The organism is Escherichia coli DSM 30083 = JCM 1649 = ATCC 11775 (genome assembly GCF_003697165.2).
Lineage (GTDB): Bacteria > Pseudomonadota > Gammaproteobacteria > Enterobacterales > Enterobacteriaceae > Escherichia > Escherichia coli.
In genome coordinates this window covers 1,360,545-1,380,920 of sequence record NZ_CP033092.2, presented here as the reverse complement: position 1 = coordinate 1,380,920, position 20,376 = coordinate 1,360,545, and the positions used below count along the sequence as shown (strand labels likewise).

The window sequence follows — 20,376 nt, the reverse complement described above, 5'->3', positions numbered from 1 at the left end:
AAACTCCACCGGTTGTTAAACGGACGCTTGTCGCATCAATATATTTTGCTTAATCCGGGATTAAGCAAAATATGCGGAAACAGCATTCCCTTGCGGGAATGCTGCTGAGTACGCGTTATTTGTGTTTGTAAATAATGTGAAGTTTGTAACCCTGTACCCCGTCGCCGTTGGTCGGGATGGAAAGTGCCTCTTTTCCATCGCGCGCAGGGCCGTTAAGGTTGGTTCTGGCTTCGTCGTTGGTCGCAGGGATGACCAAATTGTTATTATCGAAGCTTGAGTTAACGATGCCACCCGAAGTGCCAAGCTGTTGGCTGCTGCCAGAAAGTACCCAACGGAAGTCATAATTGGCGGTGACGTCAGCATCGGTACCCGCATCAAACTTGCCATTTTTGTTCTCATCCGAGTACAGTTTGGCCACGTAGGTTTTGCCAAGTTCGATTGGTGTGCTACCGTTGATAAGGTTGATACTGGTACCATCAACAAAGATGGCGACTTTCAGGTTCTGGTTAACCACCGGCCCCGGTGCAACGTTATCGCTGTCGCTTCCGCCGCCGCTGGCAGTAGAAACGTCATAAAGATGCAGCGCAGTCCCGACGTTTGGCGTACCGGTCTGCGTGGTTGGCGTAATTTCAATACCGATATAACGACCACGGTCGGCATCGGTAAGAGTGTAACTGGTCACCTTCGTTACCAGCTCTTTTGGATCCCCCCCCTGCGCATCCTTGTAGCTCATCCAGCGGATAGTATCGATAGTTTTCGCGTTATCGCCCAATCCCCCAAGATCCACGTCGCCTTCGGTATCACCAATTTCCCAACTTACGGTTAATTTATCACCCGAGTAAAGACGCTTGTCCGTTTCACTGCCTTGCGGGCGAGCGCCTTTTAGATCAGAAGTCAACGTTACACGGTCGGCATCTGTCGTAGCACTTCCCCCTTCCGAATAGAGCCACGGAATGGTCCCCTGGAAAATATTGGTTTCACCGCTGTCGACCCAGGCGCTGTCTTCAGCCAGCGCCACAGGTGCCACACAATAACCTGCCAGTGCCAGCGCTAATGCGATCCGGGTCAGACCGCGTCTTTTATCCTGCTTCATTGATGCTCTCCTTAATGAACCTTCAGCGACTGGCCGACTGGCCTTACGCCAATCTTATTTTTTGGTATACAGCACGCGTAAACCGTATCCCTGCAAGCCATCTCCCGCTTGTGCGCCATAGGTTTGCGCCGCTTCACGGTTAGTGGCCGGAATCACAATGTCCTCATTGGAAGTGTTCGCCTGTGCACCCACTTCACCATTGATGCTCTTGCCGGTAAATTCCCACTTGTAGTCGTACTGCACCATCTCTTCGTCAGTCAGTTTTTCGACCTGCTGGAAGACACCGTCTTTATTGTTGTCGCGCCACAAAACAAATCGATAAGTGTTGTTGAGCGGCAACGGTTCTTTATCTTTACCTATCAGGTTGCTGGGTTTAGCCGCCCCCACACGATAGATAAAAGCATTTAGCCCACCAATTTCTGCCCCGAGGAAAGTGACATCCACATAGTTACTGTCATCGTAGGGCGCGGCTTTTGCTTTCCAGCGATAGGTGCCGGGTAAGGTACTGGAGAGGGTGACAGTGCCCTTTTCTTTATCTTGTTTAGCGATAAAAACGCAGGGGTTGTCGGTCGAGCAAGGCTTGTTGGTTAACGTCACTCGTTTGTCCTGCGCGTCGTAAAGCTGCGGCGTGAGGTTATCTTCCGGCAGCGCATCGCCATTGCGGTCGGTGTTATCGCCAAAGCTGTCGGTTACATCGAGATCCATCACCACACCATCAACGCCATCTGCCTGAGCGCTGGCTTCGTGGCTGTGGTTGTTCTCTTCTGGCACGTTCGCGATGTTATTAACAATCAACTCTATTTTACGGTCCTGCTGAACGGTGATTTCCACCACGCCAGAGTTCTGCCGATTGCCCTTTTCATCTTCCAGCGCCAGACGTACTCGCCAGGTATTGAGTTTTTCTTGTTCGGCTTGATCGGAACTGTACTGCCAGGCGGGCAGCACCAGGTTCCAGTGGTTATTGTTACCCTCTGTCAGGGTATTCTCTTTGATAACCGGCATCACCAGCGTGCGGGCAGCATTGTTTTTCGCCTGCCAGGAGGCAGCATTGTTTTTCGCCTGCCAGGAGGCAGCAACGATTTTGTAGTGATGGTTAATGAGCGCGTTAATGGTCCATTTACATTTTTCCAGCCCGATAGCTTCTTCAGGCGTATCTTTAATCACGCACTCGGGATGTTCATTCGTGACGTCGGCTTTCAGCCACAAAGTGACATAGAGGGGATCTTTCTCTTTGTATTCCAGAACAATAAAGTTGTTACGTTCAACAAAGTCATGACGGCTACCCATGAGCGAGTGAGCCGCGCTCACTTTGTCAGGATCAAGCTGGTCTTTGAGCGGGACGCCAAACTGGTAGTTCAGCGTTGCGTTAACAGAAAGATCGGTATTATCGCCAGTGCCAGCTTTGAAATCTGTACCGACAACAATGAGCGGAACGGGCTGGTATTTCACACCCAGCGTGACAGCGAAGGGATCTTTCTCCAGACTATCGGTACCAAAAAGCGCGACTTCATTCCCATAATATTGTTCGAAGACAATTTTTCCGCCAAGCTGCGGGTAAGCGGGTAGCCAGGCTTCAGCGCGAATATCCCAGCCGCGCGCAGGGCGTTCTTCATAAAAGTCGAAATCTTCAGAGTCTTTCCAGTCAGAAAGTGGGTGATAATAGTTGCCTGAGAATTTTAAATAATCCGTCCAGGCTTCGGCGCCTAAACCTAAACGGCGATGTCCACGGGTAAAGTCATAATCATAAAATATATTTCCACCCAATAGATATTTATCAAAATTATACCTTACCCCAAGGCCAATATTCCCGATCGTACGATCTTCTTTTCGTTGCGCAGAAAATTGGCTGAAATAAACAGTGGTTTGATTATCGTACCAGGGAACAAAATAATCGATGGAACTGCCATCCAGATCGCCGCCCTGACCAATGGAGAGGTTCGAACGGACCTTACCGTAGGGAGAGAGTGTGTCTTCAATATAAGATTGTGCGGTTGAGGTGATTTGACTTTGCAGATAGCTTCTGGCCTGAGATTTCAGCGCCTCAGGGGTCAAGTTTTCAAACCCTTGCGTGGCGGAGTTGATGACGTAATCGGCTCCGCGCTCTTTCAGCGATTTACCCTTGTTGGTTTGTTCATCCTGTTGTGCTGCCTGGCTACCTAAATCAGGTAACGATTCGTTTTGCTTAACATTTATCTCTGGCGCCGCGAAAGCAGCACCAGAGATAAATGTTAGAATAATACAGCGTTTCCATCGCAGCATGCACTTTCCCTGTGACAATGATACAGTCAAAAATAAGCTTTAATATTGTATCCCTGATTATTCAGAAAGGCATGTCATAAAGAGTAAATATATTCTTAATTATTTAAATTAGTGATTTCACTCAAATACATTAGTTATTCCACTAATAACAGATTGTTTATCATTCATATATTAAATATAAATGATAAAACAATACATTCACATGATATTAAGCAATAATAAATTCAACGCGTTTTTTAGATATTAAACCGTGCCCATGTTGGCAGAAATAATCCACAGCACCACAAGCTTTTAACACTTGTAACGCCTGATGACACTCAGGGCAAAGTGCCTGGACGGTAAAGTCTTTGTCGCAAGTTGCACAGTGAGCAGTCTCGCCATTGCGTTCGAGAGGGGTTTTGCAGGTTGGACAGTTGAGTGCCATAAATACTCCTCGCGTGTTATTCGGCTTCCCTCTCCGTGTGGAAAGGGAAACCAGATAAGTGATTACTTACTTTTCTTGATATGCTTCATCAGACGCTTACGTTTACGCATCTGGGTTGGCGTCAGGGTGTTACGCTTGTTCGCATACGGGTTTTCCCCTTCTTTGAACTGAATACGAATCGGCGATCCCATTACGTCCAGCGATTTGCGGAAGTAGTTCATCAGGTAACGCTTGTAGGAATCAGGCAGGTCTTTCACCTGATTGCCGTGAATCACCACAATCGGCGGGTTATAACCCCCGGCGTGGGCGTATTTCAGCTTCACACGACGACCGCGTACCAGCGGTGGTTGGTGATCTTCAACAGCCATCGTCATGATGCGCGTCAGCATAGAGGTCCCCACACGACGGGTGGAGCTGTCATACGCTTCACGTACTGATTCAAACAAGTTACCAACACCACTGCCGTGCAAGGCAGAGATAAAGTGCACACGAGCAAAATCGATAAAGCCCAGACGGAAGTCCAGCGTCTCTTTCACCTGCTCTTTCACTTCCTGGCTCAGGCCGTCCCACTTGTTCACTACAATCACAAGTGAGCGCCCACTATTGAGAATAAAGCCCAGCAAGGAGAGATCCTGATCGGAAATACCTTCACGCGCATCAATCACCAACATCACCACGTTGGCATCTTCAATGGCCTGCAACGTTTTGATTACCGAGAATTTCTCTACCGCATCGGTGATTTTGCCGCGTTTACGTACGCCAGCGGTGTCAATGAGCACATACTCACGTCCGTCGCGTTCCATTGGAATGTAGATACTGTCACGCGTCGTGCCAGGCATGTCGTAAACAACAACGCGCTCTTCACCAAGAATACGGTTAGTGAGTGTAGACTTACCTACGTTCGGGCGACCCACAATCGCCAGTTTGATCGGCAGACTTTGCGGGTCGAAGTCGTCTTCCTCTTCTTCTTCGCCGTTCTCTTCCGCTTCAAATTGCGCCCAGTATTCGGCGTCTTCGTCGACTTCTTCTTGCGGTGCGAGATCTTCCATCCACGGCAGCAGCACGTGCTCCAGCAGACTTAATACGCCACGACCGTGAGACGCGGCGATCGGGTAGATTTCACCTAAACCAAGCGCGTAGAAATCAACCACTGCCTGATCGGGATCCAGACCGTCAGTTTTGTTTGCCACCAGGAAGGTCGGTTTTTCACGGGAGCGCAGATGTTTAGCAATCGCTTCATCCGCCGGCATCAGGCCCGAGCGCGCATCCACCATAAACAGTACGACGTCCGCTTCTTCAATCGCCAGCAGCGACTGTTCCGCCATGCGGGTTTCTACACCGTCTTCTGTGCCATCAATCCCGCCGGTATCAATGCAGATAAACTCACGGCCTTCAATTTCCGCACGACCGTACTTACGGTCACGAGTCAGACCCGGGAAATCCGCAACCAGCGCATCTCGGGTGCGAGTTAGACGGTTAAATAACGTGGATTTTCCTACGTTAGGGCGCCCGACAAGCGCGACCACAGGTACCATGTTTAAAGCCTCATTTTTATAAATCATCAGACAACGCACGCTATATTCGTGTCGTTGTTAAAAACAGGAAAACGGCCCCTGTCCAGGAGCCGTTTTCAAAGTGAACGACAGAGACGATTAACGTGTAATAGAGTACACGGTTCCGTCTTTTGCCTGGATCAGCAGTTTGCCGTCAGCGGCAACCGGTTCAGTCTGGAAACCAGAACTATCAACTTTTTGCTGGGCAACGAAACGACCATCTTCGACGTTAATCCAGTGCAGATAACCTTCGCTGTCACCTACCACCAGGTTGCCATTATACAGCACCGGAGAAGTCAGCAGGCGATGCAGCAGATCGCTTTGTGTCCACAGCGTAACGCCGCCATCAATGGTCAACGCCATCACCCGGTCATTTTGATCGACCAGATAGATGCGATTGCCGTCGACGATGAAATCATTCACCGAACCCAGTTCGCGTTTCCACATAATCTGACCGCTGCGCAGATCAAGCGCCGTCAGGTTACCATTATAGGCCAGCGCGAAAACAACGCCGTTAACAACGACGGGAGTCGTGTCAACATCGCTCAGACGGTCAATTTCGGTAGAACCGGTCGCCTGGGAAATACGCTGCTGCCAAATCATCTGGCCCTGTTCCATCAGCACTGCGCTGACGCGACCATTATCGCCACCCACGACGGCCGCACCAAAAGCCGTTGCCGGCGCAGACTCGCCACGCAAAGAGAGCGAAGGCATATCGAGGTTAACTGTCCATTTGACAGCGCCGTCAGCTTCGTTCAGCGCTTGTAACTGACCGTTACTGGTGTGGATTAACACCAGACCGTCGCTGACCACCGGGCGCGAAAGTGCTTCACCCGCGACTTTAGTTTGCCATGCCACAGTACCATCGCTGGTATTCAGCGCGTAAACCTGCGCCTTTTCGGTGCCAATGTAGACATGCCCACCAGACACGGTCACGCCGCCAGAAAGTAATGCAGGATCTTTAGAGAACCAGCCATCTTTCTCGGCCAGGTTGACAGACCAGATTTCTTTGCCGTCATCCGCATTCAGCGCTTTTACTAAACCAGCGCGGTCCGCTGCATAGACAACGTTGTCCGCCAGTGCCGGATGAAGATTGGAATAGAAGTTGCCAATGCCGCTACCAACGGAAGTGCTCCACGCAGTAGTCGGCGTAAACTGGTTTTCAACGGTTGGCAATGGGGACATCTTTACCACATCTTCTTCGCTGTTAAACAGCGAACAGCCGCTTAAAAGGGTAACGGAAAGCAGTCCTGGCAGCAGTAATTTACGCAATTGCATCGGGTCCCTCTCAGATGGACAAATTATTAATTTTCATCTGCATCATTTCGCTCAGTGCCGGGGTAACATCGCTTTTCACGCCTGCTTCCCATGCACTACGCGCACCTTGCTTATCACCTTTGCTCAGCAATGCTTCACCACGCAGGTCGGCAACAATGGCAGCCCACCCTTCACCTTTGATAGCATCAAGGGTTTTTAGCGCGGCATCAGCCTGCTTGAGCTGTACCTGAACGCGAGCAAGACGCAGATTTATCACGGCTTTGAGATTTTCATCGCTCGTGTCTGCCAGCCCCTGTTGTAACTGGGCGGCAGCTTTCTCTAGTTCATTTTTGTCAACAAATTGCTGCGCAAGTTCCAAAGAAGCCAGCGCACCATAAGTATTTTTATTTTCAGCAGCAAATTTTTCCGCCGCTGGGATGCTATCCGGTTTGCCTTCGCTCACTGCGGTAACCGCATTTTGATAGGCAAGAGAAGCGGAGCGTGCAGAATCAACCTGATGGCTGTTCCAGTAGCGCCAGCCAATCAGTGCGCCAACGCCCAAAATCACCCCAACAGCCAGTGCTTTGCCATTTTCAGCAAAAAAGCGTTTAACCGCTTCAACCTGGTCGTTTTCGTTCTCGTAAATTTCCACGCTGTCCTTCTCCTTCCTTAACCCAGTAACGTGCGCAAATGCGCGGCTACGCTATCCTGCGCAACTGCAGTTTGCTCACCAGAGCGCAAATCCTTCACTACTGCTGTGCCGTTAGCCACTTCAGACTCACCCAGCACCACAGCAACGCGGGCACCCCATTTATCAGCACGGGCAAACTGTTTCTTAAAGTTGCCGCCGCCGTGGTTGGTCATCAGTTTCACGCCCGGTAATTCATCACGCAGACGCTCTGCTAATGCCATAGCCGCAGATTGTGTGTCAGCACCTGAAGCCACCAGGTATATATCGACAACAGGATCGGCTTTAAATTCCGGATTAACGGCCTGAACTAACAATACAAGACGTTCGAGGCCCATCGCAAAACCGACTGCCGGTGTTGCACGACCACCCAGTTGTTCCACCAGACCGTCATAACGACCACCTGCACACACGGTGCCCTGGGAACCGAGGCTGTTAGTCACCCACTCGAAAACGGTACGGTTATAGTAATCCAGACCGCGCACCAGACGCTGGTTTACGGTGTAAGCGATCCCCGCGCTCTCAAGCAGTTTGCACAGACCGGCAAAGTGCTCACGAGATTCCTCGTCCAGATAATCGCCTAATGCCGGAGCGTCGTTGAGAAGCGCCTGCACTTCCGGATTTTTTGAATCCAGTACGCGCAACGGGTTAGTGTACATGCGGCGTTTGCAGTCTTCGTCCAGCTTTTCTTTATGCTGCTCAAGGAATGCCACCAGCGCATCGCGGTAATTCGCACGAGCTTCCAGCGAACCGATAGAGTTCAGCTCAAGAGTTACGTGCTCGGAAATACCCAGCGCGCGCCACCAGCGGGCAGTGAGCATAATCAGTTCGGCGTCGATATCCGGACCTTGCAGACCGAAAACTTCGCAGCCCAACTGATGGAACTGACGATAACGCCCTTTCTGCGGACGCTCGTGACGGAACATAGGCCCGATATACCACAGACGCTGTTCCTGATTGTACAGAAGACCATGCTCGATGCCGGCGCGTACACAGCCCGCCGTCCCTTCAGGGCGCAGAGTCAGGCTGTCGCCATTGCGATCCTCAAAGGTGTACATCTCTTTTTCAACCACGTCGGTGACTTCACCAATCGCACGTTTGAATAGCGGGGTCTGCTCTACAATCGGCAAGCGGATTTCACTGTAACCGTAGCTGCCGAGCACGTTTTTCAGTGTGCCTTCAATGCGCTGCCAGATGGCCGTTTCGCCAGGCAGGTAATCGTTCATGCCGCGAATGGCTTGAATGTTTTTTGCCACGTTTATTCTCTTTCTGAATATAAAAATGAACCCTCAACGCTTCCCTCAATGTTTCGGGAGCCATGCGGGTTCAATCATACACGGGAAGCGAGGCGCTTCCCATCACGTTATTATTTTTCAACCTGCTGAACGTCAATTCGACGCGCTTCGTCCAGCTGACTGGCTTTCGCACGAATGCGCGCTTCCAGCTGATCGATCATATCGTTGTTGTCCAGACGGTCTTTGCGCACGCCATCTTCATAGAGGCCGCTTTTCTTGTTGCCGCCAGTGACGCCGAGTGTAGAAACCAGCGCCTCACCAGGGCCATTCACCACGCAGCCGATAATCGAAACGTCCATCGGAGTGATGATATCTTCCAGGCGTTGCTCCAGCGCGTTAACCGTACCGATAACATCAAATTCCTGACGCGAACAGGTCGGGCAGGCGATGAAGTTGATCCCGCGCGAACGGATACGCAGCGATTTCAAAATATCGAAACCGACTTTGATCTCTTCGACCGGATCGGCCGCCAGCGATACGCGCAGCGTGTCGCCGATGCCTTCAGACAGCAGCAGACCTAAACCAATAGCGGATTTTACTGCCCCGCTACGCGCACCACCGGCTTCGGTGATCCCCAGATGCAGCGGCTGATCGATTTGTTTTGCCAGCAAACGATAAGACTCAACAGCGAGGAAGACGTCAGACGCTTTCACGCTGACTTTGAACTGATCGAAGTTCAGGCGATCGAGATGATCAACATGACGCATGGCAGATTCCAGCAACGCCTGCGGCGTCGGTTCGCCATACTTTTCTTGCAGATCTTTTTCCAACGATCCGGCATTAACGCCAATACGGATCGGAATGTTTTTATCGCGCGCACAGTCAACCACCATGCGAATACGCTCTTCATTACCGATATTGCCAGGGTTAATACGCAGACAATCGACGCCGTATTCCGCTACTTTCAGCGCAATGCGATAGTCGAAGTGGATGTCAGCCACCAGCGGCACGTTAACCTGCTGTTTGATGAGTTTGAACGCTTCTGCCGCGTCCATCGTCGGTACGGAGACACGGACGATATCAGCGCCAACACGTTCCAGCGCCTTGATTTGATTGACCGTTGCTTCGACGTCTGTCGTACGCGTATTGGTCATGGACTGTACGGCGATGGGAGCACCATCGCCAATCGGCACATTCCCAACGTAAATACGTGTTGATTTTCTACGTTGAATTGGAGCCTGGTTATGCATGAAAAATCTCCCGCGTTACCCGTCTGTTACTGCGCCGGTGATTGTTCGGCATTGAGGGTCAGACGCGCAACCTGGTTAGTTCTGATAAAACGACTCAGATCGACAGGTTTCCCTTGATACTGGATCTGTACTGCGGCTGGCGCACCAATTTTCAGTTTGTACGGTGCCTGGCCGGTTAAGTTCAAATTACCGTCTTTACGCTGCATACCGCTAAACAGTTTTTTACCGGTAGCATCGGTGACTTCCAGCCAGCAATCGGCAGTAAAGTTCATCACCAGCGCATTCGGGTCAACCGCCGGCGTGGTCACGCCAGCCTGATCGGTTGGCAACGGCGCAGCGCCATCTGGTGTTGTTGTTGCCGCTGGTGCCGGAGTCGCAGCGGTATCAACATTTGCCTGCGAAGGTGGAACAACCGCATTCTGTTGCGGATCAACAGCTGGTGCTGGCGCAGTTACGGCAGGTGTTTGCGTGTTGGTTGCGGTGGTATCCACAGGTGATGTCGGCGTGGTCGCCATAGCCTGATCTGTGGTTGTCGACGTATCTAACGGTACACTCTGGCTTTGATTATTATTCAGTTCCGCAGAAGATTGATCGGCCATAGTGGTGATCTCTTCCTGCTGAGCTTTGTGGTCTTGCCACCACCAGGCACCGCTCAGGCCAATAACCACAAACAACACCAGCCAGGTGAAGGTCATCAGCCAGCCGTCACGTTTTTTGCGGCGTTTACCGAGGGAAAAACTCTGCATCGGCGCAACTTTTGCAGCCCGTAGTGGAGCCTGCTTTTCCAGCCCTGGCAGCAGTTCTTCTTCTGGAATATGTACCAGACGCGCATAAGAGCGGATATATCCGCGCAGGAATGTTGAAGCAAGATCGGCAGGTGCCTTATCTTCTTCAATGTCGCGTACCGTGGAAACCTTCAGGCAAAGTCGCTCGGCAACGGCCTGTTGACTAAGTCCTAGTTGTTCGCGAGCATTACGCAGGCGAGCGCCGGTAGTAAGTGCTTCATTTTGGTCGTGCGTGGCTTCAGTATTCATTCGCTGCAGGTACGTTTAAATGAGAATTGAGATGCCGGTGAACCATCATGCCCACCCACACCGCGAAACATCCGTTAAGTTAACCGTTATCATACAGTATAAGACCGTCTGTGTGCTCGTGACAAAGCCCACATTCGCTAAGGCTAACTTACTGTTGCATCGTTACATACTGCCTTAAAGTCAGCAAAAACGCACCGTTAATATTGACCAGACAATTGCAACTTAATACTTCATTCATAAAAGATTACGCCACGGTACATAAAGTAACCGTGGCGTAATGGCTATCAGACCGCTTTAATGTCGATGGCTTCACCCTGCATCCGCTTACGCAGAGTACGTTTCGTACGGTCGATAACATCGCCCGCCAACTGACCACAAGCAGCATCGATATCATCACCACGAGTTTTACGCACAATAGTGGTGAAACCGTAGCTCATCAGCACTTTTGAGAAACGGTCGATACGGCTGTTCGAACTGCGTCCATACGGCGCGCCCGGGAACGGGTTCCACGGGATCAGGTTGATCTTACACGGCGTATCTTTCAGTAGTTCCGCCAGTTGGTGCGCGTGTTCAGTGCCGTCGTTAACGTGGTCAAGCATCACGTATTCAATAGTGACTCGGCCCTGATTGGCGTTGGATTTCTCCAGATAACGGCGCACCGCCGCAAGGAACGTTTCGATATTGTACTTTTTGTTGATCGGCACAATCTCGTCACGAATTTCGTCGTTCGGCGCGTGCAGGGAAATTGCCAGCGCTACGTCGATCATATCGCCCAGTTTATCCAGCGCCGGAACCACACCGGAAGTGGAAAGCGTGACGCGACGTTTTGACAGGCCAAAACCGAAATCATCAAGCATGATTTCCATCGCCGGAACGACGTTGTTCAGGTTGAGCAGCGGCTCGCCCATACCCATCATCACTACGTTAGTGATTGGGCGCTGACCGGTGACTTTTGCTGCGCCGACAATTTTCGCCGCACGCCACACCTGGCCGATAATTTCCGATACCCGCAGGTTGCGGTTAAAGCCCTGCTGGGCGGTGGAACAGAATTTACACTCCAGCGCACACCCCACCTGCGAAGAGACGCAGAGCGTGGCACGGTCGTCTTCCGGGATATATACCGTTTCAACGCGCTGATCGCCAACGGCGATCGCCCATTTAATGGTGCCGTCAGATGAACGCTGTTCTTCAACCACTTCCGGTGCACGGATTTCCGCCACCTCTTTCAGTTTGCCGCGCAACACTTTATTGATGTCGGTCATCTCATCAAAGTTGTCGCAGCAATAGTGATACATCCACTTCATCACCTGATCGGCGCGGAAGGGTTTTTCACCTAAATCTTTAAAAAACTCCCGCATCTGCTGACGGTTGAGATCCAGCAGGTTGATTTTTCCATCTTTCGTGGTGACGTTTTCAGGTGTGACTAATTGTTCAGACATATGCTATTCCGGCCTCGTTATTACACGTTATGGCCCCTGGAGGGTTGAAAAAAGAAACGCCCCGGTGAGCGGCTGCTCGTCCGGGGGCGCTGCATTGTACAAATTCTGGCGCACGGATGCCACGTTTGCACGCGGCATTTACGAAATTATTAACGGGTGCGCGGGCACACTTCGCCTTCGCCGAAGAAATAAGCGATTTCGCGAGCGGCAGATTCGACGGAATCAGAACCGTGGGTACCATTTTCGGTCAGGCTGTCAGCGTAATCAGCACGCAGAGTACCGGCCAGTGCGTTTGCCGGATTGGTCGCGCCCAGCAGATCGCGGTGACGCTGAACAGCATTTTCACCTTCCAGCACGGAAACAACGATCGGGCCAGAAGTCATGAATTCAACCAGACCATCAAAGAACGGTTTTCCATCGTGTTCAGCATAAAAGCCACGAGCCTGTTCAACGGTCAGGTGCAGCATTTTGGTGCCGACAATTTTGAACCCTGCAGCTTCAAAGCGCGCAAAGATACTACCAATCACGTTTTTTGCTACCGCGTTCGGTTTGATGATGGAAAAAGTACGTTCAATAGCCATTTTTACCTCTGTAAATTGTTCTGTTGTTGTCTGTACCAGCGTACGAGATGGCGCGGATTATAATGAGCAACAGGGCCGTTGACTATTGATGAAGGTAACATTTTTTTAAAATAAACCCAGTTTAAGCAACAATCAGGGACAAAACAGACTATTGCATGACAAATTTCACTGTCGCTATTTGCCCCACGTCATCCATCACCAGCAATTGATAATCGCCTTTATCCGTCAAATGCAGGGTCACGTTGCGCCCACGTTCAGTTAACGGTTCGCCATTCAGAAACCACCAGCGTTCACCTGCCCCTCCACTTGATTGCAACGGCAAAGTCGCTTCCGCTGCGCCCGGTAAACGTTTAATAATCGCGCCATCGCGCACACCTGTTAGCTGCAGCGGGAGTTGTGCATCGTGACCGTATGGCGGGCAAATTGTCGAGGCCGGTGGCAAGCGCACAGCGCGACGTTCTGATGCGGGCAGCCAGGGTTCCAGCGGTAGCGGCCAGACATTTATCATTTCTTGTCGCGCCTGAGGGCAATCAGCGGCAACACGTTTGCCGTTTTCATCCAGCCAGATGGGGAAACGAATGCCATTAATGCCTTCCTGCTCCGGCAGTAATAGAGTTGGCGGCTGGCTCCCGTCCAGCAGCCAGGTTGCCAGGCGGCGGCGACAGTTACCGTCACCTTCCGGCAAAGACTGTCCGCCCGGCCAGCAGATAACGCCACGACTTACAGAGTCAGGACGTGGGTCTTCCGGCAAATTCACACTGCGCGACAGTAAGATATTATTAACCTGATTCAACAGCGGTACGGCACTGGCAAAGCCAAACTGACCAACAACGGGCGTGCCGTCCGGTCTGCCAGTCCAGATCCCAATGACATAGCGAGCGTTAACCCCAATCGCCCAGGCATCACGATAGCCATAGCTGGTGCCCGTTTTCCATGCCAGTGGGGCGACGCGCGGCAAGGCACCATCCGGCAAGGGTTGCGCTTCATCAGCCATAATCCGGCGAATGATCCACGCAGCCCCCGACGACATTAAAGGCCGTTCAAGCAGCGGATCGTCAGGCTGTAAGCGCAATTTACCTGCCTTGCCGTGGCGAGCAAACGCGGTATAGGCCGCCGCCATATCTTCCAGTTTTGCACCAGCGCCGCCGAGAATGAGCGAAAGATTCGGCGCAGCACCGTTGGGCAGATACAACGGCAATCCAACATTGCGTAATTTTGCCGCAAACCGTTTCGGTCCATAGGCTTCCAGCACCTGCACAGCTGGTAAATTCAGCGAGCGCACCAGCGCCTCGCTCATGCTGATCGGGCCATGAAAACCGCTGTCAAAGTTGCCAGGTCGGTAATCACCGGTGCGTCTGGGGACGTCTTGCAACAGCGATGCCGGGTGGATCAAGCCTTCATCCAGCGCCAGACCATAAACAAACGGTTTGAGCACCGATCCTGGCGATCGGATCGCATTGACCATATCAACATGACCAAAGCGTGAATCATCGTTGAGATCAACTGATCCCACCCAGCCGCGAACACGCATATCGGTATGATCAACCACGATCATCGCCAGTGAGCTGCGCGGTGGCAATCGTCCTTTCCAGTTTTGCGCCAGTTCTTCCAGACGTCGTTGAAGACCGGCATCCAGCGTAGTAACGATTTTGTCGCTTTTGCTTTTACCGAGCATCATGCGCGAAAACAGCGGTGCCAGTTGCGGCATTTGTCGGGGTGCCAGCCAGATGGGTTCTTCCCTTGACTCTTTTACCCGCTCACGGGACCACACACCTTGCACGGCCATCCGTTCGAGCACTTTATTACGCGCGGCTTCGGCACGCTCCGGCCAACGATCCGGGCGAAGACGGCTGGGCGCTTGCGGCAAAACCGCCAGCATTGCCGCCTCGGAATAGCTTAAATTCGCAGGCGATTTCCCGAGGTAAGCCCAACTTGCCGCACCAATCCCCTGCAACGTACCGCCAAACGGGGCACGGTTAAGATACAAGGTCAGAATTTCACGTTTAGACAGATGCCATTCCAGTTGCAACGCGCGCCAGAGCTGGCGAATTTTGCCGCCAAACGTTTTGGGGTGAGGATCAAGCAGGCGCGCCACCTGCATGGTGAGCGTGCTGCCGCCGGAAATGACCCGACCCGACGTGAGATCTTGCCAGGCTGCACGCGCCACCGAGAACGGATTCACCCCCGGATGCTTCCAGAACCAGCGATCTTCATAATTGATCAGCGCTTCAAGGTAACGTGGAGAAACATCTTCGATTGTTACCGGATAACGCCAGATGCCGTCAGCATCGGCGAAACGCCAGAGTGGCGTACCATCCTGCGCCACCACCACGCGTGCAGGATTCACTTCTTGCAATGGCAGAGGCCAGAGTTTATCTGCTGCCCATGCTGCCAGAATGATGATAAAAGGCGCGGCTGCCAGCATTATCCAGCAGCCGCGTTTGGTTAACAGGCGAGGCATTTACGGTCTGACTATCAACAGATCGTCAGCCGCACCAGTCGCCCGCCATTGAGGAACATACATTGATTCCACCATAGGCTGCGGCACCTGATACGTTCCCGGCGTCACCGCCCGCGCCAGATACACCAGCGTTACCGGTTGATATTCATCAACGGCAACCGCCGCCACAAAGCGATCGTCACGGAACTCTATGTGCTTAATGCTCGCCTGCTGCATCTGGTTCAGCAAGTTCTGCACTTCACCACCACTTTGCTCCAGGCTGGCGCTGCCGTTCGCCAGATTCTGGTTTTCCAGTTCCAGCCCCGCAGGCAACAGATCCACGACTAACGCATCCGGTACACTGTTACTGGCTTTAACCTGCAACCACACCAGCACCAGATCGCCGCTACGTAACGAGTCCAGCGATTTGCTCTTACCGTCAGTACCCAGAATATGACGCTCAATTTGCAGCACATTGCTCGCCGGTAAAGGTGCGGATTGCGGATAACCGCTGGCATCCACACGCAGCCATAACGGCTGATCGCCACTGTTGGTCACCTGCAAGGTGGCAAGTTGATCGCTATTCAGATTGCTGGTTTGCGCTTTCTCGCCTGTCAGCGGCTCAGCAGAGAAAGTGGTTTGCGCCTGCCATTTGCCCGGTAAATCCTGAAGAGTACGGGCAGCCAGGAACAACGCGTTACTTTCCTGCGTCGATAGCCAGCGTTCACCGAACGCCTGCTGCGAAAGTGTGTTCAACAGGGAGTACTGCTCATCGGGTAGCAGTTTGTTCTCTTCCAGCAATGAGAGCATCAACGCGCTGTCGCGCAGTGGACTACCGTAATCACCCAGCCATATCCGCTCATCACTATTACGCGGCGTTTTCAGCGCCAGCACAATCGCTTCTTCACCACGCATTGCATCACCCATGGTTTTCAGCGCAACGCCAAGTTGCAGCAGCGGTAAACCAGAAGCGGCATCTGCACGATGCTCCCAGATTTCACGCAGCGCACCCAGTGGTGCTTTTTGCTGACGGGCCAACACCAGCGCAGCGTAAGACTGTACGGCGAATTTACTGGCTTTGAGATTATCAGCGTACGGGATCGACATCATGCCCGGATCTTGTAAATAGCGCAGCAGACGCTCATTACCCCGGTTAATGGCGTCTGTCGGCACGCTGTAACCCTGTTCGCCTGCGCGGACCAGGAAATCCATCACGTAAGCCGTCAGCCAGTACTCTTCGTCACCGTTTTTATCCCACAACGCAAAGCCGCCGTTATCACGTTGCATTTGCAGCAAACGGGAAATGCCGATATCGACCGATGCACGGCGTTTCTCATCACTGTCGCCTTTGATGCCCAACGCCTGCAGTTGGGCTGCATTGGTATAAAGTGACGGGAACAGGCCGCTGGCGGTTTGCTCGAGACAGCCGTACGGATACGCTTTTAACTCTTTGATATAACGTGCGATGTTCAGCGGTGGTTTGCCACTCAACAACAATTGCCCTTCCAGCGTAACAGGCGAGAAGTTTTGCAATCCATCAGCCGGGAGCGCCCAGGTTTCACCAGGCTGTAACGCCGTACCGTAATTGACCGTTTGTGCCGGGAATGCCGGACGGACGCCGATTTTCCACTGCTTATGCTGATCGGCAACGGTTTCCCCCGGTAACGCTAACCCGCTAATGGTGGCCTGAATGTCTCCATCGCCATAACCCGGCAATGCACGCACCGGGATAAACAGCGTAGTACGCACCCCTGGCGCTAATTCAACAGGTGCGGGGGAATTACTCACCAGTTCAAGCAAGCCACTGGCGGTCAGAGCAACATTAAGTTTTTGCGGTTTATCGGTAAGATTAGTGATATCCAGCGTCAGGCGCGAGGTATCGCCACTCGCCATAAAGCGCGGCATGTTCAGTTCAGCAATCACCGGTGCGGCAACAATCACTTTGCTTTCGTTGCTTCCGAAGTCATCTGCCGTCCAGGCTTGCGCCATGACGCGCAATTCACCGTTAAAATCGCCAATTGGCAGTGTAACCGAGCCTTCGCCCTGTTCATTGAGCGTTACCGGCAGCGCCTGCTGCGCGACAATATTGACGTGATTGACCGGCGGTTTACCACCACGTTTCAGCTCATCACCATCGCCACCAAAACGCAGAGCTGCCAGACGCCCCTGACCTTCAATGACCTGACCGTAAATATCGTAAATGTCTGCGCCATAGCGTTTCTGACCAAAGAACGCCTGCCACGGATCTGGCGTGACGTAATCAGTAATATTCAGCACACCGCTATCAACCGCAGACACCAGCACATTCACCTGTTTTGGCATCTCACCATTTTTATTGCTGGCTTTAATTTTCACGGTTAATGGCTGATTGGGGCGCATTTTGGTGGGGGTTTCCAGCGCCAGATCGAGGCGACGGTTTTCATCACCAAGCGGCAGATGCAACACCCCAACCGCGCGTTTTGGCGTCGCGGAGCGAGATTTATCGCCAGGACGTACCACCAGCGTACTTAAATACAGATCATGACGATTCCAGGTTTTATCGACCGGAATCGTCAGATCCAGCCCTTGAGCCGGAACATCAATCTCTTGCCACCACAGCGGCCCTTCACTGGACTCGACCATCGCATAACCTTTACCCGCCGTTGGCGCGGCAATATGCAACTTAATGGTATCGCCAGGGCAATAGCTGGCTTTATCCAGTTTCAGCGTGACACGGTCGGGTCGCACTGCACCACCCCCGTCGCTGTTATCCTGCCAGCTATACCCAGCCCAGAAACGCACACTACTGACCGCTTCATTCGGCGCTTTAACTTCCAGACGATAAGCGCCCCACTCTACCGGGAAACTGACCTTACCGGTTTCGTCCGCTTTCAGATCCAGAGTTTGTTCATTTTCGATCAGATCTTTTTGATCAAACTGTGACTGCCAGCCTTCATATTCCGACCAGTTCCAGTAGTAATCGCGGCGTTCGCGAATCAAGCGCACCTGCAAGCCCGACACGGCTTTTTTCACGCCTTGCGCATCGCTATAAACGATGTCAAAAGCGGCGTTACTACCTTCATCAACAATGGGCTGTTTCACCGTGCTGTCGGTGCGATAATCGTAAACCGATTTCGAGGCGAACTGCGGACGGATCCCTGGCAATGCATCAGCAGGCCAGATAGCCTGCTCAGCACGGCGCGTCACCGGGCGACCGCCCGATTCCAGCAAACTACCCTGGAAAATAACCTGTAATGGGGAATGTGTTTCCTTCCACTGGCTTTCTGTAGAAACTTCGCCGCGCCCTTTATCATCCAGCGTCAACTGAACTTCATCCAGCGTGCGGGAAAGATTTTCGGCAGCTATATCGCCGAATTCAAAACCAGGTAAGGCTGACACAGCTTCACGCAGTGGGCGCAGGAAAAGTTGCCCTTGCAAAGTATTACCATTAGCAGGTGCACCATACAGGTAGTACCCCACCACGGAGAATTTCACTTCATCTTTCGGCGTTAGCGGGGTTTTCTCACCGGTCAGATTCAGCGCCATACGCTCTGGCATAAAATCTTCGACGTGGAAATCCCACATCCGATACTGGTTATCGCCCGTGTTAGCGCGAATATGCCACATACCGGTTGCCGCATTGCTATCGAGTGGCCAGGTAAAGTGGTAGAGGCCATTCTCCGGCTGACTAACGACGCTCCTGAGTACCTGCCCGTCGGGTTTAATCACGTCTAACTTGATGGGTTGATCGGGCAATGCTTTACCGTCTGCATCACGCAGCAAACCATTGAGGATGACCGTTTCACCCGGGCGATAAAGATCGCGCGGGCCAAACATGAAAAACTGTTTGCTATAGCCCGGCGCGCCAGCAATGTTAAATTCCGCTAAGTCCAGCGCCGGGAGTTTTAAATCGAGCAGCGTTGTCCGACCGTTTTTACGCGCCAGCAGTAATGCCGCGTTTTTATCATTTTCCAGCTGCACATGCCCCTGAGCGTCACTGGTTGCCTGAGTCAGAGTCTGCCCTTTCTCATTTAATAAAGAGACTTCAATTCCTTGCTGGGCCGCGCCGTTTTCCAGACTTTGGGTAAAGATATCCAGACGATTGTGATAACGGTGAGCTGAAACGCCAATATCACTTAACGTAAACAGCGTCGCGGGATTACTGTAATCGTAACGTCCAGCCTGATTCATCACAGCCAGATACACGCCCGCCTGCTGAAGCGGTTTGATATCGCCCAGCGGCAGCAATAATTTTTCACGGGTGTTACGCGCAGGATTGAGATCAAACCGTCCGGTGTAGACCAGATCCGCCATCTGCAGCAGTTTATCTGACTGCCAGTTCGCCAGCGAATTGCGGTATTCCCACTGGCTAATGAAAGCGGGCAGTGATTCTGGTTTCACACGGAAGAAGTTAACATCGACATTGTTAACGTTAAGCGCCATTACCGGCAGCCCTTCAACGACCTTACCAGGAAGCAACGAACCACGACTGGCAAAACCGACGCTGGGTTGGATATCGCGGGTAGTTATAGTTTTTTCGTCATCTTTACTAAAGGTTGCGTTATTGAGCGCTTTGACCTCCTTGCCAATAGTGACGATCAAATCACGTTTCGGTTCGAGGTGGCGTAAACGCAGCTCTTTAAGATTATGTGACAGCTCCCAGGCACCATCCACTTTGCCGCTTTTTTTATCGACGACATGAATAACGCGTGAGAAATCCTGATCCGGGTCGAGAGGGATGGAGAACGTCAGCACCAGCGTGGCTGCGCCATCGAGTTGAACTTCAGAGAGATCCAGCAATGTCAGCGCCTTACCGGCACTCTGTTGGGCCAGTTTTTGTCGCTCCGGCGCGGAAAGTTTTGCTGAACTCACGTTTTCTGAAGAGGCCGCTTTAGTAACTTCAGAAGGCGCATCTTTTTTCACCGCTGTTGGCGCGTTATCGTTGTTGTCGCACCCTGCCAGCGCCAGCATTAGCATGCAGGCGGCTACGCGTAACTTTTTCATTTTTCATCCCTGCCACAATGGCCCGTTAGCAACGTCGAATAATTATTATGCGTGAGAATTTACGTTATGTAATTCAGTATCACGCCCATACAATCCGAATTTTAGTGAGAATTGTGGCTCAGACAGCCAAATCAGCCTCT

Annotated in this window: 13 protein-coding genes; all 13 read right to left on the bottom strand. The window is 52.1% G+C overall.

What is annotated here, in order from left to right:
* Positions 1-115 precede the first annotated feature (115 nt).
* The 13 genes from EAS44_RS07625 to yfhM all read right to left on the bottom strand — a co-directional run bounded on the left by EAS44_RS07625 (position 116) and on the right by yfhM (position 20,236).
* Positions 116-1,093, bottom strand: a complete 978-nt coding sequence (locus EAS44_RS07625; RefSeq protein WP_000806617.1) for a SinI family autotransporter-associated protein — start codon at positions 1,091-1,093, stop codon at positions 116-118.
* 54 nt (positions 1,094-1,147) lie between these two features.
* The gene (locus EAS44_RS07620; RefSeq protein ID WP_001331821.1) at positions 1,148-3,352 is read right to left on the bottom strand and encodes an intimin-like inverse autotransporter protein SinH; all 2,205 of its coding nucleotides are present in this window, start codon (positions 3,350-3,352) and stop codon (positions 1,148-1,150) included.
* 208 nt (positions 3,353-3,560) lie between these two features.
* Positions 3,561-3,776, bottom strand: coding sequence for a zinc ribbon domain-containing protein (locus EAS44_RS07615; protein WP_001196894.1), 216 nt, complete (start codon positions 3,774-3,776; stop codon positions 3,561-3,563).
* A gap of 62 nt (positions 3,777-3,838) precedes the next feature.
* Complete coding sequence (gene der, locus EAS44_RS07610) at positions 3,839-5,311, bottom strand: ribosome biogenesis GTPase Der (protein WP_001350310.1); 1,473 nt, start codon at positions 5,309-5,311, stop codon at positions 3,839-3,841.
* Positions 5,312-5,428: 117 nt separating this feature from the next.
* Positions 5,429-6,607 (bottom strand): outer membrane protein assembly factor BamB, encoded by a 1,179-nt coding sequence (gene bamB, locus EAS44_RS07605; RefSeq protein WP_001177034.1) that lies wholly within the window; start codon positions 6,605-6,607, stop codon positions 5,429-5,431.
* Between the two features lie 10 nt (positions 6,608-6,617).
* A complete protein-coding gene (yfgM, locus tag EAS44_RS07600; protein ID WP_000409203.1) occupies positions 6,618-7,238 on the bottom strand; it encodes an ancillary SecYEG translocon subunit YfgM in 621 nt (206 codons plus the stop codon).
* A gap of 17 nt (positions 7,239-7,255) precedes the next feature.
* Positions 7,256-8,530, bottom strand: coding sequence for a histidine--tRNA ligase (gene hisS, locus EAS44_RS07595; protein ID WP_001107167.1), 1,275 nt, complete (start codon positions 8,528-8,530; stop codon positions 7,256-7,258).
* A gap of 110 nt (positions 8,531-8,640) precedes the next feature.
* Positions 8,641-9,759, bottom strand: coding sequence for a flavodoxin-dependent (E)-4-hydroxy-3-methylbut-2-enyl-diphosphate synthase (gene ispG / locus EAS44_RS07590; RefSeq protein ID WP_000551807.1), 1,119 nt, complete (start codon positions 9,757-9,759; stop codon positions 8,641-8,643).
* Between the two features lie 26 nt (positions 9,760-9,785).
* Positions 9,786-10,793 (bottom strand): cytoskeleton protein RodZ, encoded by a 1,008-nt coding sequence (gene rodZ, locus EAS44_RS07585; RefSeq protein ID WP_001090835.1) that lies wholly within the window; start codon positions 10,791-10,793, stop codon positions 9,786-9,788.
* A gap of 284 nt (positions 10,794-11,077) precedes the next feature.
* A complete protein-coding gene (rlmN, locus tag EAS44_RS07580; RefSeq protein WP_000003317.1) occupies positions 11,078-12,232 on the bottom strand; it encodes a bifunctional tRNA (adenosine(37)-C2)-methyltransferase TrmG/ribosomal RNA large subunit methyltransferase RlmN in 1,155 nt (384 codons plus the stop codon).
* Positions 12,233-12,381: 149 nt separating this feature from the next.
* Positions 12,382-12,813, bottom strand: a complete 432-nt coding sequence (gene ndk / locus EAS44_RS07575) for a nucleoside-diphosphate kinase (protein WP_000963841.1) — start codon at positions 12,811-12,813, stop codon at positions 12,382-12,384.
* Between the two features lie 148 nt (positions 12,814-12,961).
* A complete protein-coding gene (gene pbpC / locus EAS44_RS07570; RefSeq protein ID WP_001137640.1) occupies positions 12,962-15,274 on the bottom strand; it encodes a peptidoglycan glycosyltransferase PbpC in 2,313 nt (770 codons plus the stop codon).
* Positions 15,275-20,236 (bottom strand): alpha2-macroglobulin, encoded by a 4,962-nt coding sequence (gene yfhM / locus EAS44_RS07565; protein ID WP_000736363.1) that lies wholly within the window; start codon positions 20,234-20,236, stop codon positions 15,275-15,277.
* Positions 20,237-20,376: the final 140 nt, after the last annotated feature.